Raw genomic sequence first — 16,047 nt, 5'->3', positions numbered from 1 at the left:
CAACAAAAAATTATGATTTTTTTAACCTTTCTGATTTGTCGAGGGAACGTCCTAATAATCTAAGCAGCTTCCTCTTTATTCGCTATATCGTTAAGTATGGATTTTTGAAATCCAATCTATAATTTTATGCTATACTCATACAGTAAAAGAGGGGGCTCGCTTCTTCTACTCATCCAAAGCCAAGTTTTGCTTTGCAAGGGGCAAAATCATTTTTAACGCTGAAAAAGCTTTTCTAATATTGTGGCTTTGCGCCTTGTTTTTCTTGAAATCAAAATAAGCAGCGGGTCAACATTGAAATATACGTATCTCAATGTCCTTATTGATCTGTATGACCAACAGGCTATGATTCGAGCGATGTATGGGACAGTGCTTCTAACTTTATTTAGAGGAGCTCAACTAAGGAGTGGTCGAAATGGCGCGTGTTTTATTTATCAATGGTGGATCCGAGGGACATATCAATCCAACGATTGGCGTTGTACAAGAGCTTATTTCGCGTGGAGAAGAAGTTGTATATTTTTGTATCGAAGCGTATCGGGAGCGTATGGAGAAGACGGGAGCAACCGTTCGAACCTTTGACGACCAGAAATTCATCAAAGCCTTTATTTCAGGTGGAAGAGATTATCTGCTTGAAAGAATCAACGGACTTTTACTTACGGCAGATATCGTCATACCAAGTATTCTCGCACAGATTCAAGGAGAGCATTTTGATTACATCATCCATGATTCCATGTTTGGTTGTGGACGTATAATTGCTCAAATTCTGAAGCTTCCTGCTATCAGCTCATGTAGTACATTTGCTCAGACAAAAAATACAATCGATGACATGCTGGAACAATCTTTTGAACATGTCCCGGCAGAAATCGTCAAACCTATAAAAGATAAATTCCAAAGCCTGACGGTCATGATCAAGGAAAAATTCGGTGTGGAGATCCATTCTCCTTACGAAGTGTATTGTAATCCAGCACCTCTTACAATGGTGTATACAACAAGGGAGTTTCAACCAGATGGAGAAGCATTCGATCCAACATATGCATTTGTAGGTCCATCCATCATTTCACGATTCATTCCAGAAAAGTTCGACTTTACTACAATCCAAGGAAAAAATCCCATTTACATTTCATTGGGTACGGTGTTTAACCAAGCCATGGATTTCTATAAGCTTTGTTTTGAAGCTTTTGGAAACACGGATCATTCGATTATCATGTCTGTGGGGAATAAAGTCCGGATTTCTGATTTAGGGGAGATTCCTGCTAACTTCAGCGTCCAAAATGTTGTTCCTCAAACGGAAGTTCTGCAGTACACGAAGCTATTCATTACCCATGGGGGAATGAATAGTGCCCATGAGGGTCTCTATTACGGAGTGCCGCTCGTTGTCATTCCACTAAGCGCGGATCAGCCGATCATTGCGGGGCAAGTCGCCAAGATGGGAGCAGGCGTTACCTTACATATGCAAAGCTTGACTGCAAATCAATTACGTGAAGCCGCAGATCATGTGTTAAGCCTCCAATCATTCAAGAAAGCCGCTTCAGAGATTAGGGAATCCTTTCGCAATTCGGGCGGCTATCATCAAGCTGTTGATAAGATTTTCGAATTCAAAAATCAATTTCATATTTAAAACGAGAGCGGCCATCCGAAAAGGATGGCCTTCATTTATGCGTTATTGACTGGTCTCATTTCGCCCTCAGGCGCTTAATATCTTCTCTTGGCGGGAAACCAAACATGCGTGAGTATTCACGGCTGAATTGCGATGGGCTTTCATAGCCAACCTGAAATGCAACATCAGCGGCGTCTGTTGATTCGGACAATAATAGTCGCCGTGCTTCCTGCAATCTCAGGTGTTTTTGAAATTGTATTGGACTCATCGCTGTCACTTCTTTGAAATGTCTATGAAGTGAAGCAGCGCTCATATTCGCAATTTCCGCAAGCTCCTCAATCCGCAAAGATCGATCATAGTTATTCATGATTTGTTCGATCACATCTCTGATCCGATACGTAGAGCTTCCTTCTAATGCAATTTGTTCCAGCACATCCCCGTGCTGCCCTTGCAGAACTCTATACAGAATTTCCTTTGTAACTAGCGGAGCAAGCACCGGAATATCCATCGGATGGTCCAGCAAACGAGCTAATCTAAGTACCGCATCCAATAAGGTTGACTCAGTCGGGCTGACATACATGGCTCGCTTTGCATTCTCTTTCTTTCCACCAGCGATCTTAGAATCACATAAAACATCCAGGATTTGATTCGGCGTAAATACAAGATTCAGTGCCAAATACGGAACGGCGGGTGAGGCTTCAACGACTTGCCCGGATACCGGCAGGTCAACCGATGCAACAAGGTAATCGGCTGGACTGTACCTGAAGCGCTCTTGTCCCAACCATACTTCCTTCGCTCCTTGAACGATGATACATAAGGAAGGCTTGTATACACTCTGCTTAGGTCCTGTAACTTCAGATCGGCGAACCAAAAATAAGGATGGAATCGCAATTGAGTTTACACCCTCCTGTACTGAATAACGCTCTATAAGTTTTGCAAGCTCATCCTGCTGTTGAAATATGGGTTCAGACATCTTGCCCTCCTTACTATTTGACCTTTATAACTTCATTATAATGCATATTCACAGTCGTAAAACGGGTTGTGAGATGATTAGGCAATGATTTGATACAAAGTGTATATCGTTCTCTTGCGTCGTACCGGACAATTGAACAAAAAAATATAATCTTCCCTGAAACGAAATAGGAGCAGATGGCTTAACATCTGCTCCTTGACTTGATATTTAGTGGATAAATCAACGAGTGATTAACCGAATTACGATAGTTAGATATCAAGCTTACGGTTCCCGAGCCATTTCACCATTTCCGGATCCCGATGTGAAAAGAACAGGCTCTGTTTCGTATCTAACGCAGCGATCTTCACCATATCCTCTTGGCTTAATTCAAAATCAAAGATATCGATGTTTTCGATTATTCTTTCTTTACGAACAGATTTTGGAATCACAACGACTCCTCTTTGTGTTAACCAACGTAGAACCACTTGAGCAACGGATTTATGAGCCTTTTCAGCGATGGATACCAATACTTCATTCTGGAACAGGTTATTTTTCCCTTCCGCAAAAGGCGCCCAGGATTCGATCTGAACCTGATTCTTTATCATGAATTTTGCATTTTCGATTTGCTGGTTAAAAGGATGCGTTTCTACCTGGTTTACGGCAGGAACGATTTCGTTATGGATAATCAGATCGATCAGACGATCCTCATGGAAGTTACTAACGCCAATGGAGCGAACCTTTCCTTCACGATGTAGTTCCTCCATAGCACGCCAAGAACCGTACACATCTCCATATGGCTGATGAATTAAATACAAATCCAAATAATCCAATTGCAATCTTTCCAGTGATTTTTCAAATGCTATTTTTGTGCGCTCATAACCCGTATCCTGAATCCAAAGCTTCGTCGTGACAAATAAATCCTCTCTCGCAACACCACTTCGTTTGATTGCTCTGCCAACGGCTTCTTCATTTAGATATGAGGCAGCGGTATCAATCAGCCGATAACCTGCCATGATAGCATCATAGACGCTTTGTTCACATTCATTTTGATCTGCAATCTGATATACGCCAAAACCGAGTATAGGCATCTCAACACCATTGTTCAAAATTACTTTTTGCATATAAAAGCCTCCTGTTTTTAGAATTATTTGTTGATCCCATCGTCGATCCGCCTTTTTACTTCTTTATTATGTACCAGATGTTAAAGTTACCGTTATTACATTCGTATCAAATGTTTGCCTAATTCTCTCACGGACACTTATCTGACTGACGAATATCCACTTTCATCGGACTGAAATGGAGTTGCGGCATTGGGGCTCTTGGTATGTTCAAGGTACACCAATTTTGGTAAGATGAAGTGATAAGAAATGGAAGGATCCGGAAACAGTCGAATTCTACTTTGGCGAGTAGTTTGAGGAGGAATCGAAGGCAAATGAATAGGGAAAAAATCCGATACGAGAAATTCAGTCAAAAAGATGATCCAATGGCGAGAGCATTATTAAGCGAAGACGTTGAAGGCGGGGAAGAGATCCATCGGGTGCTTATCAAAGAACCGGATTTGTTTAAAGCCGCGTTTATGGAGGACAAGCTTGTAGCGCTGGCTCAAGTGAATGAGCCCGGATCCCAATCCTATTTGAATGTGTTTGTAGGTCCGCGGTTTCGCAGGCAAGGCATCGGTTCCGCAATGGTCAAATATTTTGAAAGCGAATTGCAGGCGGGCGGAACCGAGAAAATCAGGAGTTCCTTTCTCGCCGGTCGACCATCTTCAATGTCGTTTGCGCGCAAGCTCGATTACGACCCATACTTTTCATCGGCTTTCATGCAGCGAACCGGCAATTCCTTCCCCCTGAAAGTCCTTCCGGTGAGACTGTATAGGGACGAAGACTATCTGGTAAGTCAATCTCTGTATGCCCAAGCATTTCATGAGATGCGTGTCCGTGTCGGGAGCTTTCCTGATTCTGTGATTGCCCAGCCCAGTGAAAAAGAGAGAACATTATGGAAAGATGATACAAACAACCATTTTGTCTACGAAATCAATGGGGAAGTCGTCGCTTATAGCCATATCTCCGGTAATGTACTCAGCAGCATATCAGTCCGTACAGACCTTCAGGGGCTTGGGATCGGAAGAAAGTTTGCTATGTATTTATGCAATGAGATCTATCAGCGGGGCAACGCGAATGTCGAACTTTGGTGCGTTGTCGGCAATTATGCCAGAAATTTATATAACAGCCTAGGCTTTAAAGAAAAATATGTTACGCAATACTTGCGGAAAACGCTATAAAGATTTGGGTTTATGCGGGACAAAAGCGAGAGCTGTTTCAGGAATCTATCCGAATTTCTTAAAGCTTGCTCTTCTGATCGAGTGGTCTAGGATGATGGTTGCATAACACCGTTTACACGACTCCAAACGGTAGCGTATAATTAATTGTCACAAAAAGTTAACTAATTAGAAGATATTCATTCCACGAATGCTTGGAATCTAAATTTTTATTTGGAAATTAACTTGACCGGAAGGATGTTGCTCATGAGCGAATCTAATCAGGAATATATCGTCATCTCGGCTGCAAGGGAAAACAATCTTAAGAACGTATCCTTGCGTATTCCCAAAAGAAAAATTACGATTTTCACCGGAGTATCCGGATCGGGCAAATCATCGATCGTCTTTGATACGATTGCCGCAGAATCCACGCGTTTGTTAAACGAGAACTTCAGCATGTTCGTGCGTACGTTCCTGCCCAAATATCCGCAGCCGGATGCGGACGCGATCGAGAATCTGAGCATGGCTGTTATTGTCGATCAGAAGCCGCTGGGCGGCGGTTCCCATTCCACAATGGGTACGATTACCGATATTTCTCCTATTCTCAGGATGCTCTTTTCACGAGTGGGGAAGCCCTATGTCGGGGGAGCAAACATGTTCTCGTTCAACGATCCGCAGGGCATGTGCCCCGAATGCAACGGAATCGGCCGCAGCCTTGGAATCAATATGGGCAAAGCGGTGGACATGTCCAAGTCGCTCCAAGAAGGGGCGATTATGCTTCCCGGCTATACGGTGGGCGGATGGGAATGGAACATGCTCATGCAGTCGGGTTCGTTTGATCCCGACCGGAAGCTCAGCGAGTATTCGGAAGAAGAGTTGGAGCAGCTGTTGTATGGCAAGGCAAGGAAAGTGAAGATGGATTTCGCCGGGAAAGCAACGAATATTACCGTGGAAGGCGTCATTGAAAAGTTCACCAACAAATACATCAAGCAGGACGTGAAGACGAAGTCCGAACGCACGCAACAAACCGTTGCACCGTACATCACCGAGGGTCCCTGCTCCAGCTGTCACGGTGCGAGACTCAGCCAGGCTGCGCTTGGCTGCAGGATCCATGGACATAACATTGCGGATTTGTCCTCCATGGAAGTAGGTCATCTCATCCGTGTCATCCGGGAGATTGACGATGCCGCCGCCGGGCCGATGATCAAGTCGCTGACGGAGCGGCTGCAGCATCTGGTGGATATCGGACTTGACTACTTGACGCTAGACCGCGAGACGGATACCTTATCCGGCGGCGAGTCGCAGCGGGTCAAGATGGTGAAGCATCTTAGCGGGAGCCTGGTGGATGTCACTTACATCTTCGATGAACCCAGCGTTGGCCTTCATCCCCGTGATGTACACCGGTTAAATGAATTGCTTCAGAAGCTGCGCGACAAAGGGAATACCGTGCTTGTCGTCGAGCATGATCCCGATGTCATCAAGGTGGCGGATCATATCGTCGACGTGGGGCCTTTCGCAGGCAGCCGCGGAGGCGAGATCGTGTTTGAAGGGAGCTACCCAGGTCTGCTGGAGTCTGGTACATTGACGGGTAACCATCTGAAACGCCATCTTCAGTTAAAGCAGGATTGCAGGAAGCCATCCGGCAAACTTAGCATCAAGGATGCAAAGCTGCACAACTTGCAGAACGTTAGTGTAGATATTCCAACCGGTGTCCTGACAGTCGTAACCGGCGTCGCAGGCTCGGGCAAGAGCACCTTGATTAACGACATATTGTTAAGCCAGCATCCGGACGCGATCGTCATCGACCAATCGGCGATAGGTGTGTCGACGCGCTCGAATCCCGCTACTTACACGGGGATACTGGATGATGTGCGTAAGGCGTTTGCTTCCGCGAACAAGGTGAGCCCAGGCTTGTTCAGCTTCAATTCCAAGGGGGCTTGCGAGCATTGCCAAGGGCTGGGCGTTGTGTACATGGATCTTTCGTTCATCGAAAGCGTGAAGCTGCCATGCGAAGTATGTGGAGGGAAACGATTCAAGGAAGAGGTACTCGAGTACAAGCTAAACGGCAAGTCGATCGCAGATGTGTTGGAGATGACGGTAGAGCAGGCATTGGAATTTTTCCAGATTAAAGAGGTCGTGCGCAAGCTCCAGGCAATGAATGACGTAGGTCTGAACTATATTACGCTAGGCCAGCCGCTCAGCACGCTCTCGGGCGGCGAATGCCAGCGCATCAAGCTGGCTAGCGAGCTGCATAAGAAGGGCAGCATCTACGTGATGGACGAGCCGACGACTGGCCTGCATATGTCGGATATTGGCCACCTGTTGGATATTATGAACCGCCTCGTGGATGCCGGCAACACGGTAATCGTGATCGAGCACAATCTCGAAGTGATCAGCCATGCGGATTGGATCATCGATATGGGACCGGACGGAGGCAGCAAGGGTGGCCAGGTGGTATTCGAGGGTACTCCTTCACAGATCATCCATGCGGAGCAATCGATCACGGGAACCTATTTGAAGTAAGCCAGCAGAATCGGTCGCCCTCAGACGATTAGATCTTATAAACATTGAAAGCCGCATAGCATGAAATGCGGCTTTTCTTGTTGTAAAAGCTCAAGTGCTTACCCTAACTTTATGACAAGAACATGATTGCTCGGCCGAAAAAGGATAATGTGCATTAACGTAGATGAAACACAAAACCGATGTCATACATGTTTATTCATTGCCCATATCCGATACATTGTTAGCATTATCATTAACATGAATCAGGTTTGAAAGCATACCAGGGAGTAGAACCAGACTGGTGACAATGAAGCGCGATTATTGACAATAGAACGTCCGTTTTATAAGATTTACCTATCATACAGGTGGAAAGGTGAAGAGAGACGAACGATGGGGAAAATTCAGAAAATTTTACTGCACGAACAGGTCTCGCAAGAGATACAGAGCTACATACAGGAAAATGAATTAAAAGAGGGAGATAAGCTTCCTTCCGTTGAAGAGATGACCCAGATGTTCGGTGTCGGACGATCTTCGCTTAGGGAGGCTCTACGTTCTCTGGAGGCAGTAGATCTTGTAAAGGTAGAAAACGGGAAGGGAATCTTTGTCCGGGATGTAGACATGTTCCGCTTTTCCGGCAAAGTAAAGATTGAGAGCGAACGCCACTTTTTGTTGAATACCCTTGATGTCCGCAGAGCTTTGGAAGGTCAGGCTGTCGCATTGGCTTCGAAACGAATTACAGCCCCGCAGATCAAAGAACTGGAACAATGTCTAGAAAAGTACCGGCTTCTGAAAGAAGCCAATCAAGATACTTCCGAGATCGATTTGGTGTTTCACCAGCTTGTGATTAAAGCCGCTAACAATCCGATTCTTAAGACGGTACTGGATTCCATTTCCGGGTTGTATGCGAAATTCTTTAACGAACCTCTGGGCGATAAGCAGCTATTTGACGAGACCTATCCTTACCATATTACGATGTTCAAGGGGATTGCCGCTCATGACACGGAATACGCGATGGAAGAGTTTCATAAGCTGATGAATTGTATTGAGGAGAAAATCAAAAATTTTTGAGCGAGCGGGCGTATATCCTGTATTGACACGATATATGTCTTCTCCTATAATCTACCTATCAGACAGGATGACTGTATGACGGACTACAAATTAAAGGGGGACCAAGGAATGCGATTGAAAAAAATGAAAGCGATTACTTTATTGTTATCGGCAGTTTTAACCGTCGGCTTGATCGCCGGTTGCGGCGGCAAACAGGAAAGCGACAAGGTTACGATTCGTATGATTGAAAGCTTAACCAGCCCCAAAAGAACGGAACTGATTCAAGCGATGCTCGATAAATTCCAAGAGGATAACCCGAAAATTAAAGTGGAACTCATTTCGCCACCCTTCGATCAGGCCGACAATAAAATCAGAACGATGCTAGGATCCAAAGAAGAGATCGACATTCTTGAGGTAAGGGACTTGAATGTCGCTGAATTCGTCAATAACGGATACATTGAACCCCTGAACGCGTATACCGACAAGTGGAGCGATTTTGCCACGGTAAGCGCGGTTTCAAAATCAGTGGGAACCGTTGGTGGTAAATTGTACTTCCTGCCCAATGGTTTATATCAGAGACAAATGTTCTACCGGGCCGACTGGTTTAAAGAATTGGGATTAAACCCGCCAACGACATGGGAAGAGCTTTATGAGACGGCGAAAAAATTGACGGATCCTTCTAAGAACCGTTTCGGATTCTCCTTCCGTGGAGGAGCCGGATCTAATGGCACAACGGATTCGATGATTCTGGCTTATAACGGAGATAAAGTGAATCTGGAAGATTCCATGTTCACGAAGGATGGAGCTACGATCTATTCCACACCCGAAGCCAAGGCTGCGATGGAATTGTATCTGAAGCTGTATAAAGACGCCTCACCACCCGACTCTATCAACTGGGGCTTCCAAGAGCAAGTGCAGGCCTTCACTTCCGGCGTAACTGGCATTTTGCTGCAGGACCCGGACGTTATTCAGTCGCTGCAGGAGAAGATGGAAGAAGGAACATGGGCGACGGCACCGCTGCAGACAGGACCAACGGGCAAAGCGCTTTTCGCCGCCGGCGGTGCGGGGTGGGGAATGTCCTCCAAGTCTAAGCATAAAGAGGAAGCTTGGAAGCTTATCGAATACCTGTCCAGCCCAGAGGTAAATACGAAATTTTCGAAGGATTACGGACTTATCCCTCTTCATACGACCGCAACGGAAGACGAATATTTTAAAACCGGTCCATACAAAACGCTGATTGATATGTCCGACAAGCCCGACACGTTTGTCAACTATAAACCTGCCTTCGAGTACCCGGGGAATGGACAGTGGGGCCAGGTGGCAATGGAGACCGGTCAGGCGCTCCTTCTGAATAAAGCAACTTTAGACGAAACCTTGAAGAAATGGGACAGCTATTGGACCGAACAAAAGGCAAGTCTGAAGCAATGAGCATATAAAACAAAGCCGTGAGGGGCGGGACTGCCGCCTCTCGCCCTTTATATTTAAGGCGGTGCTAATATGAATAATCGGAAAATCATACTTACGGGATTAATTCCCGCCTTGCTCCTTGTGCTGGTCTTTACGTATTATCCTTTCCTCCGCGGCATTATTATGGCTTTTCAGGAATACAAGCTGTTTAATTTAAGCCATGTTCATTTTATCGGAATAGATAACTTTAAAAATGCCTTTCAAGATCCCAAATTTATTATGGCTTTGCAAAATAGCGCCTACTGGGTGTTCTGTTCCCTTATTCTTCAATTCCTATTTGGCTTGACCCTTGCGCTGATGCTGAAAAAAAAATTCAGAGGACGAGGGATCTATCAAGGCCTGGTTTTTTATTCTTGGGCGCTCTCTGGTTTTCTGATCGGGATGATTTGGAAGTGGATGTTCAATTCCCAGATTGGCGTCATCAACGATTTGCTGCTCCGCTTCGGTTTCATTCAAGAACGAATCGGTTTTTTGTCGGAGCAAAAGTGGGCGATGATGTCCGTAATTATTGCGAATGTATGGTACGGCGTAGCATTTTTCGCAATCATGCTGCTGGCTGCCCTGCAATCCGTCCCCTCTGAGCTGTATGAAGCCGCGGAAATGGACGGCGCAGGGGGAGTGCGCAGGCTGTGGAATATTACGCTGCCCTATATCAAGCCGACGATTATCTCGACTTTGATGCTGAGGGCGATCTGGATATTTAATGATCCTTCGTTAATTTACGGATTGACCAATGGGGGTCCGGCAGGCAGTACGCATATTTTGTCCTCCTTGATGCTGGAACATATTATTTACGGAGGAGATTATGGGGCTGCTTCCGCCATTGGTATCATCATGATTGTCATTCTGCTGCTGTACACGATCTTCTTCCTGTCGGTTACGAAAGCAGAGAAGGCAGGTGAGTTCTGATGAAAAAGAACATTTTCCGATCGGGTAAAATCATTTATCTGGCACTTTATCTGCTGATTATGATTTTCCCCTTGTACTGGATACTCATCACCTCGCTCAAGCCGCAAAAGGAAATCTTCTCATTTCCGCTGAAATACTGGCCGGAGCATATGACACTGGACAATTACATTCATATTTTTAAAATTTCGAAGTTTCATATTTATATCGGAAACAGCTTGCTGGTCTCCATTGTCTCTGCACTTATCGTACTTGTCATCGCCACGTTAAGCGCATATGTTATGGCCCGGTTTACGTTTCGAGGACATAAACAGATCATGATGGCTTTCATCGCCACTCAGATGCTGCCGGGTTTTGTCGCACTTGCGCCCTTGTATCTCATGATGAGCAGCATGAACCTGATCAATAACCGCATGTCTCTCATTCTCATGTATACGGTAACGCTTATTCCATTTACGACGATTATGCTGCGCGGTTTTTTTCAGCGGATACCCGCCAGCTTGGAGGAAGCGGCCATGATCGACGGATGCTCCAGGTGGTCAGCCTTGCTGCGGATCATCATTCCTGTCATGCTTCCGGGAATCGCTTCCAGTTTTATTTTCGCATTCGTGCAGAATTGGAATGAGCTGTTTCTGGCGGTCATGTTCATTGACAATGATTCCTTGAAGACGCTGCCGGTAGCGATGAACTCCTTTATTCTAAAATTTGACGTCGATTGGGGAGCGATGTCCGCCGGAGCTGTTCTATCCATTATACCGACAGTTCTTATATTTGCCTTTGCGCAAAAGTTCATGCAGAAGGGCTGACACAAGGAGCGGAAAAAGGATGAGTGAACCGTTGAACCAGGCCATGAAGGATGAAAAACGAGAGCAACAATTTACACAAGCGGCATATGATCTACTGGATGGCCGGCATCATGGCGCAATTCATGTGCCTATTTACCAGAACAGCTTGTTTGCTTTCGAGAGCTACGAGCAGTTCGAGGAAGCCGGAAGGGAGCTTCTGAGCCACCATGTGTATTCACGGGGCAACAATCCTACAGTGCAGCATTTGGAACGGAAGCTGGCTGACTTGGAACAGGCTGAATCCGCCAAGTGCTTTGCCTCAGGCATGGCCGCCATTACCTCGGCGATCCTGTCGGTAGTAGAGGAGGGGGACCACATTATATGCGTTCGGCAAGCATATGGTCCGACCCGTGAATTTCTCGGTTCGTACCTGGCAAGGTTCCATGTGGAAACCACATTCATTGATGGCAGTTCCATCGATCATTGGCAGGATGCAGTTCAGCCGAACACCAAGGTATTTTATCTGGAGAGCCCGACCTCCATGTTGTTTCAACAGCAGGACTTGCGGCAGTGCGCGGAGCTTGCCCGCAGCATTGGAGCGATCAGTATCATCGACAATACGTGGGCGACTCCTTGTTTTCAGAATCCCCTTGCCTTCGGAATTGATTTGGTTGTTCATTCCCTGACCAAATATATAGGCGGACATAGTGATTGTATCGGTGGTGCCGTATTAGGCTCCAAGCTGCTAATGAACCGGATCGGGTATACGGAATATATGCTGCTTGGCGGGATCATGGCACCACAGACAGCTGCCCTGATATCCAAAGGGCTGCGGACGCTCCCTTTGCGGATGCAACGGCATGAAGAGAGCGGGCTTATCGTTGCCGAACATCTTTCCAAACAAGGCTACGTCGCCCGGATGAACCACCCGGGTCTGCCTTCTCATCCGCAATACGAGCTTGGCCAGCGTCAGCTGTCCGGCAGCAGCAGCTTATTTTCATTTATCTCGTATGAACCGGTAGCCAAATTAAAGGAATGGGCCAACCAGCTGCGTTTTTTCAAAATCGGCGTCAGCTGGGGGGGCTTTGAAAGTCTGATCACGATCAACTCCCTGGAAACTGACAAGGATGACCGGAAACCTTCCGTTGTGAGGCTTTACGTCGGATTGGAAAATCCGAAGGATTTAATTGCCGATTTAGATCGGGCATGGGGCGAGGTATAGCCGCAGATTATAGCCTTACTAAAATGAGGGCGGCTCAAGCGTCATTATGGCGGATCGCCCTCGTCTTTGCGTTTGGTCAATATGTGAATCAGTTGTTAACACGGTATGAAATTCGCTTTGACACAGAAGCGAGATCCGTACTCATGCAACCAACATCATGTTTCCGTCGTCCACAACAGCTGAAAAAACGGAGTTAACGTCCTGATTCCTGATACCGAAATGAGTTTGACAAATTAAGTCGATCATTGTTCAATGGAAATAAAACACAATGGGAGGTTTTTGATGAAAAGCACAGTAGCTGGAACGATAGCTGCATTATTTGCTGTTTCCTTGCTGGCTGGGTGTTATGATGCAAAAAAAACGAAAACCGCAAATTTGGACCTGAAAGGAAACTGGAGTCTTGTCACCGATTCCCAATCTCCAGCTTGCTTTTCCAGTGTAAAATTTTTGAACAATCCTACTTCCAACAGGAGCCCTATTTCCGTTCATGAGACAACGGGCAATAACACAAAAATTTGGATCGGCGAATATGAGAATGAAGGAAATAATATCCGGGTTATGTTGCATGAGCCTAAAGCTGATCCTTTCATGATGGCCGCCAACCGCAGCGAAGACGAATTAAAGCTTCGATACGAATGGAAATCGGCAGATTTAGTTTGCACGTATCAACCTGATTCATAGGTGTGACCACGAATTCCTGCATGCCTTTTGAATCTGCTATCCAAGCTTAAGGATGAAGTTATGTAAGGAGCCATGGCATCGCTGCTAGAAGCGTTCGAATCGAGTTTGCATATCAAGGGAATCTAGGCGGCATGATCGGAGCGGGGCTTCAGGTATGGAAACACCAGCAAAATATCTTATATTAGCATTTATACATCCCATCGATGAAATTCATTGATGGGATTTTCATTTAAATGGTTTATTGGCTGTAAGGGACTAGTGGTCATGTCTTGGGAGTATTGGTCATCAATTTTTCAGATTGCATGCGCTAAGGATTATGAGCAATGGATTAGGTTTTTTTTCGGTGAAATCCGGAGCGATAGCTTCGTGGCGACATCCGGCTAAACGACTTGAATACCTTCTCAAAATGCGAAAAGTTCTCGAAGCCGGACAATTCCGAAATCACGGTGATGCGTTCGTCGGTTTCACGGAGCAGCCGCTGGGCTTCTTTGGTCCGGGTAATGCCGATATATTCGATCAATCCAAAACCGGTATATTTTTTGAACGTACGACTGAGGTGGCTGGGACTGAGATAAAAACGTTCACTGAGGCTTCCCAGGGTTAGCGGTTCCTGATAATGCTCCGAGATGAAGCGAGCAATTTCCGTTATTCTGGCCGCAGCGGGGGAGACGGCCTCCTCAGAGGATGCGTGTTTGGGATGCAGCACCTCTCGTGCTGCGAATAATAGGGTCAAAGCCGCAGCATGGCGCACGGCAAGCTCATATCCAGGGGATTGATCCTGAATTTCACGAAGCATTTCGTATAATAACTGCTCGATCCGCAGCTTATCCGCCTCTGCCAGATGTAGTACGCGATTGCTGCGTAGAAACGGAGCCAGAAGCAGTTCGGCCTCTTCTTCGACCATCTGCTCAAAGTATTCCATGTTGAAATAAAGCACGACACGCTCATGATTGGGCACGCCGGTATCCGAGGTTCTATGCACTTCATTGCTGGGCACAAAAACCAGGTCGCCGGAACGGACCGGATAAATGCGGTCTTTGATGAAGAAATATCGTTCACCTCCGAACAGATAGTACAGCTCGCAGTGTCTGTGGATATGATCCGTCGCCATTGAGAAATGCCCTTTACGCCGGTTGTATTCCAGATGAAAAGGATGCTGCGCACTTCCGTAACGAAGTTCGTGGTTTAGAGTCATTTGCTTTTTCTTCCCTCCATGGCACAAAATTTGCGGGGTTTTATCCATAGTAGCATATATTGCGGAGACATTATGCTGATATTGCGTTACTCTTTTACTGGAAATCATCAAATAAGGAGAGTTGTAGCCATGAACAAGAAAACATATGTGCAGGTTGGCGCAGGTGGAAGAGCTGAATTTTTCTATGGGGCTATCGCCAAAACGTTCAGGGATTCCTCCGAGCTGCTGGCTTTTTGCGATGTCAATCAGACCCGCATGGATTATGCCAACAAGCTGCTTATGAACAAGTACGATTACCCTGCGGTGCGCACCTATAAAAGTGATGCATTTGATGAAATGATTGAGGCGGAGAAGCCTGACTTTGTCATTGTCACCAGCGTGGACCGAACACATCACCGTTACATTATTCGCGCTCTGGAGATGGGCTGCGATGTGATCACTGAAAAACCGATGACGATCGACGCGGCAAAATGCCAGGATATTATCGACGCGGTAGAGCGGACCGGAAGAAATGTTCGCGTAACCTTTAATTATCGCTATGCACCGCATCATACCAAGGCGCGTGAATTGATCGCGGACGGCACGATTGGCGACGTTACCTCGGTTCATTTTGAATGGCTTCTGAATACGCAGCATGGTGCCGACTATTTTCGGAGATGGCACCGGGACAAACGTAACAGTGGAGGACTTCTTGTACATAAGTCAACGCATCATTTCGATCTAGTGAATTTCTGGATTGATTCCCAGCCGGAAACGGTATTCGCCATGGGCGACCTGCTCTTTTACGGACGGGAGAATGCGGAACAGCGGGGGGTTACCACATTTTATGACCGAGCAACGGGCAATCCGAACGCCAACGACGACCCCTTTGCACTGTTTCTGGATCGCAATGAGCATCTGAAGGCGATGTATCTCGATGCGGAAGCTGAAGACGGGTACCGCCGTGATCAAAGTGTATTTGGAGACGGCATTTCGATCGAGGATACGATGAGTGTCCTTGTACGATACAAGAATAAAGCGCTTCTGACCTATTCGCTGAATGCTTATATGCCATGGGAGGGTTATCGAATTGCGTTCAATGGCACCAAGGGGCGGATTGAAATGACTGTCATCGAGCAATCTTATGTCAATTCCGGAGGTGACAAGGCACTTGAGGGAGCGGTCAAGGGAGTCAACATTCTGGTATTTCCGATGTTTGGCGATCCGTACAAGGCAATTTTTGAAGAGGGCGCAGGAGGACACGGCGGTGGAGATCCGGTGCTGCTGAACGATATTTTTGGCGTACCGGTCCCAGACCGTTTCCAGCGCGCGGCCAATCACGTTGATGGTGCGCGTTCCATATTGACAGGTATCGCTGCGAACCAATCGATTAGTACGGGGCGTGCCGTTAAAGTCGATAAACTGGTGCGATTAACTTGAATAGGTGGGGAACAATAATC

At 46.4% G+C, this 16,047-nt stretch carries 13 protein-coding genes; 10 read left to right on the top strand and 3 right to left on the bottom strand.

What is annotated here, in order from left to right; translation table 11 throughout:
- Window positions 1-412: 412 nt before the first annotated feature.
- Window positions 413-1,615 (top strand): macrolide family glycosyltransferase, encoded by a 1,203-nt coding sequence (locus tag KJS65_RS08215; RefSeq protein ID WP_213649382.1) that lies wholly within the window; start codon window positions 413-415, stop codon window positions 1,613-1,615.
- 55 nt (window positions 1,616-1,670) lie between these two features.
- Here the strand turns inward: KJS65_RS08215 and KJS65_RS08210 are convergent, their stop codons facing one another.
- Entirely contained in the window at window positions 1,671-2,567 is an 897-nt protein-coding gene (locus KJS65_RS08210) for an AraC family transcriptional regulator (protein ID WP_213649381.1), read from the bottom strand.
- Between the two features lie 248 nt (window positions 2,568-2,815).
- A complete protein-coding gene (locus KJS65_RS08205) occupies window positions 2,816-3,667 on the bottom strand; it encodes an aldo/keto reductase (protein ID WP_213649380.1) in 852 nt (283 codons plus the stop codon).
- A gap of 311 nt (window positions 3,668-3,978) precedes the next feature.
- On the opposite strand from KJS65_RS08205, the gene KJS65_RS08200 reads away from it, so the two are divergent.
- From KJS65_RS08200 to KJS65_RS08165, 8 genes are all read left to right on the top strand, one after another.
- Window positions 3,979-4,827: a GNAT family N-acetyltransferase gene (locus tag KJS65_RS08200; protein ID WP_213649379.1), complete on the top strand. Its 849-nt coding sequence runs from the start codon at window positions 3,979-3,981 to the stop codon at window positions 4,825-4,827.
- 243 nt (window positions 4,828-5,070) lie between these two features.
- A complete protein-coding gene (locus KJS65_RS08195; protein WP_213649378.1) occupies window positions 5,071-7,326 on the top strand; it encodes an ATP-binding cassette domain-containing protein in 2,256 nt (751 codons plus the stop codon).
- 369 nt (window positions 7,327-7,695) lie between these two features.
- A complete protein-coding gene (locus KJS65_RS08190; protein ID WP_213649377.1) occupies window positions 7,696-8,373 on the top strand; it encodes a FadR/GntR family transcriptional regulator in 678 nt (225 codons plus the stop codon).
- A 108-nt stretch (window positions 8,374-8,481) separates the two neighbouring features.
- A complete protein-coding gene (locus KJS65_RS08185; protein ID WP_244864433.1) occupies window positions 8,482-9,780 on the top strand; it encodes an ABC transporter substrate-binding protein in 1,299 nt (432 codons plus the stop codon).
- A gap of 69 nt (window positions 9,781-9,849) precedes the next feature.
- The gene (locus KJS65_RS08180) at window positions 9,850-10,728 is read left to right on the top strand and encodes a carbohydrate ABC transporter permease (protein ID WP_213649375.1); all 879 of its coding nucleotides are present in this window, start codon (window positions 9,850-9,852) and stop codon (window positions 10,726-10,728) included.
- Entirely contained in the window at window positions 10,728-11,531 is an 804-nt protein-coding gene (locus tag KJS65_RS08175) for a carbohydrate ABC transporter permease (protein ID WP_244864432.1), read from the top strand. Before KJS65_RS08180 ends, KJS65_RS08175 begins: the two co-directional genes overlap by 1 nt.
- A 19-nt stretch (window positions 11,532-11,550) precedes the next feature.
- Entirely contained in the window at window positions 11,551-12,732 is a 1,182-nt protein-coding gene (locus KJS65_RS08170; RefSeq protein ID WP_244864431.1) for a trans-sulfuration enzyme family protein, read from the top strand.
- A 282-nt stretch (window positions 12,733-13,014) separates the two neighbouring features.
- Window positions 13,015-13,413, top strand: coding sequence for a hypothetical protein (locus KJS65_RS08165; protein ID WP_213649374.1), 399 nt, complete (start codon window positions 13,015-13,017; stop codon window positions 13,411-13,413).
- A gap of 328 nt (window positions 13,414-13,741) precedes the next feature.
- On the opposite strand, the gene KJS65_RS08160 is transcribed toward KJS65_RS08165, so the two are convergent.
- The gene (locus KJS65_RS08160) at window positions 13,742-14,608 is read right to left on the bottom strand and encodes an AraC family transcriptional regulator (RefSeq protein ID WP_213649373.1); all 867 of its coding nucleotides are present in this window, start codon (window positions 14,606-14,608) and stop codon (window positions 13,742-13,744) included.
- Window positions 14,609-14,737: 129 nt separating this feature from the next.
- On the opposite strand from KJS65_RS08160, the gene KJS65_RS08155 reads away from it, so the two are divergent.
- On the top strand, window positions 14,738-16,027 hold the full coding sequence (locus tag KJS65_RS08155) for a Gfo/Idh/MocA family protein (RefSeq protein WP_213649372.1): 1,290 nt from the start codon (window positions 14,738-14,740) through the stop codon (window positions 16,025-16,027).
- Window positions 16,028-16,047 lie beyond the last annotated feature (20 nt).

The sequence above is a fragment of the Paenibacillus sp. J23TS9 genome, from assembly GCF_018403225.1.
Classification (GTDB): domain Bacteria; phylum Bacillota; class Bacilli; order Paenibacillales; family Paenibacillaceae; genus Paenibacillus_AQ.
The sequence above is the reverse complement of the archived record's forward strand: the minus strand, read 5'-3'. Positions and strand labels throughout refer to the sequence as shown.

Coding starts and splice junctions, on each gene's coding strand:
- KJS65_RS08205 (WP_213649380.1), bottom strand. CDS start 3,667: ATGCAAAAAGTAATTTTGAACAATGGTGTTGAGATGCCTATACTCGGT.
- KJS65_RS08210 (WP_213649381.1), bottom strand. CDS start 2,567: ATGTCTGAACCCATATTTCAACAGCAGGATGAGCTTGCAAAACTTATA.
- KJS65_RS08160 (WP_213649373.1), bottom strand. CDS start 14,608: ATGACTCTAAACCACGAACTTCGTTACGGAAGTGCGCAGCATCCTTTT.
- KJS65_RS08190 (WP_213649377.1), top strand. CDS start 7,696: ATGGGGAAAATTCAGAAAATTTTACTGCACGAACAGGTCTCGCAAGAG.
- KJS65_RS08155 (WP_213649372.1), top strand. CDS start 14,738: ATGAACAAGAAAACATATGTGCAGGTTGGCGCAGGTGGAAGAGCTGAA.
- KJS65_RS08215 (WP_213649382.1), top strand. CDS start 413: ATGGCGCGTGTTTTATTTATCAATGGTGGATCCGAGGGACATATCAAT.
- KJS65_RS08165 (WP_213649374.1), top strand. CDS start 13,015: ATGAAAAGCACAGTAGCTGGAACGATAGCTGCATTATTTGCTGTTTCC.
- KJS65_RS08170 (WP_244864431.1), top strand. CDS start 11,551: ATGAGTGAACCGTTGAACCAGGCCATGAAGGATGAAAAACGAGAGCAA.
- KJS65_RS08200 (WP_213649379.1), top strand. CDS start 3,979: ATGAATAGGGAAAAAATCCGATACGAGAAATTCAGTCAAAAAGATGAT.
- KJS65_RS08180 (WP_213649375.1), top strand. CDS start 9,850: ATGAATAATCGGAAAATCATACTTACGGGATTAATTCCCGCCTTGCTC.
- KJS65_RS08175 (WP_244864432.1), top strand. CDS start 10,728: ATGAAAAAGAACATTTTCCGATCGGGTAAAATCATTTATCTGGCACTT.
- KJS65_RS08195 (WP_213649378.1), top strand. CDS start 5,071: ATGAGCGAATCTAATCAGGAATATATCGTCATCTCGGCTGCAAGGGAA.
- KJS65_RS08185 (WP_244864433.1), top strand. CDS start 8,482: ATGCGATTGAAAAAAATGAAAGCGATTACTTTATTGTTATCGGCAGTT.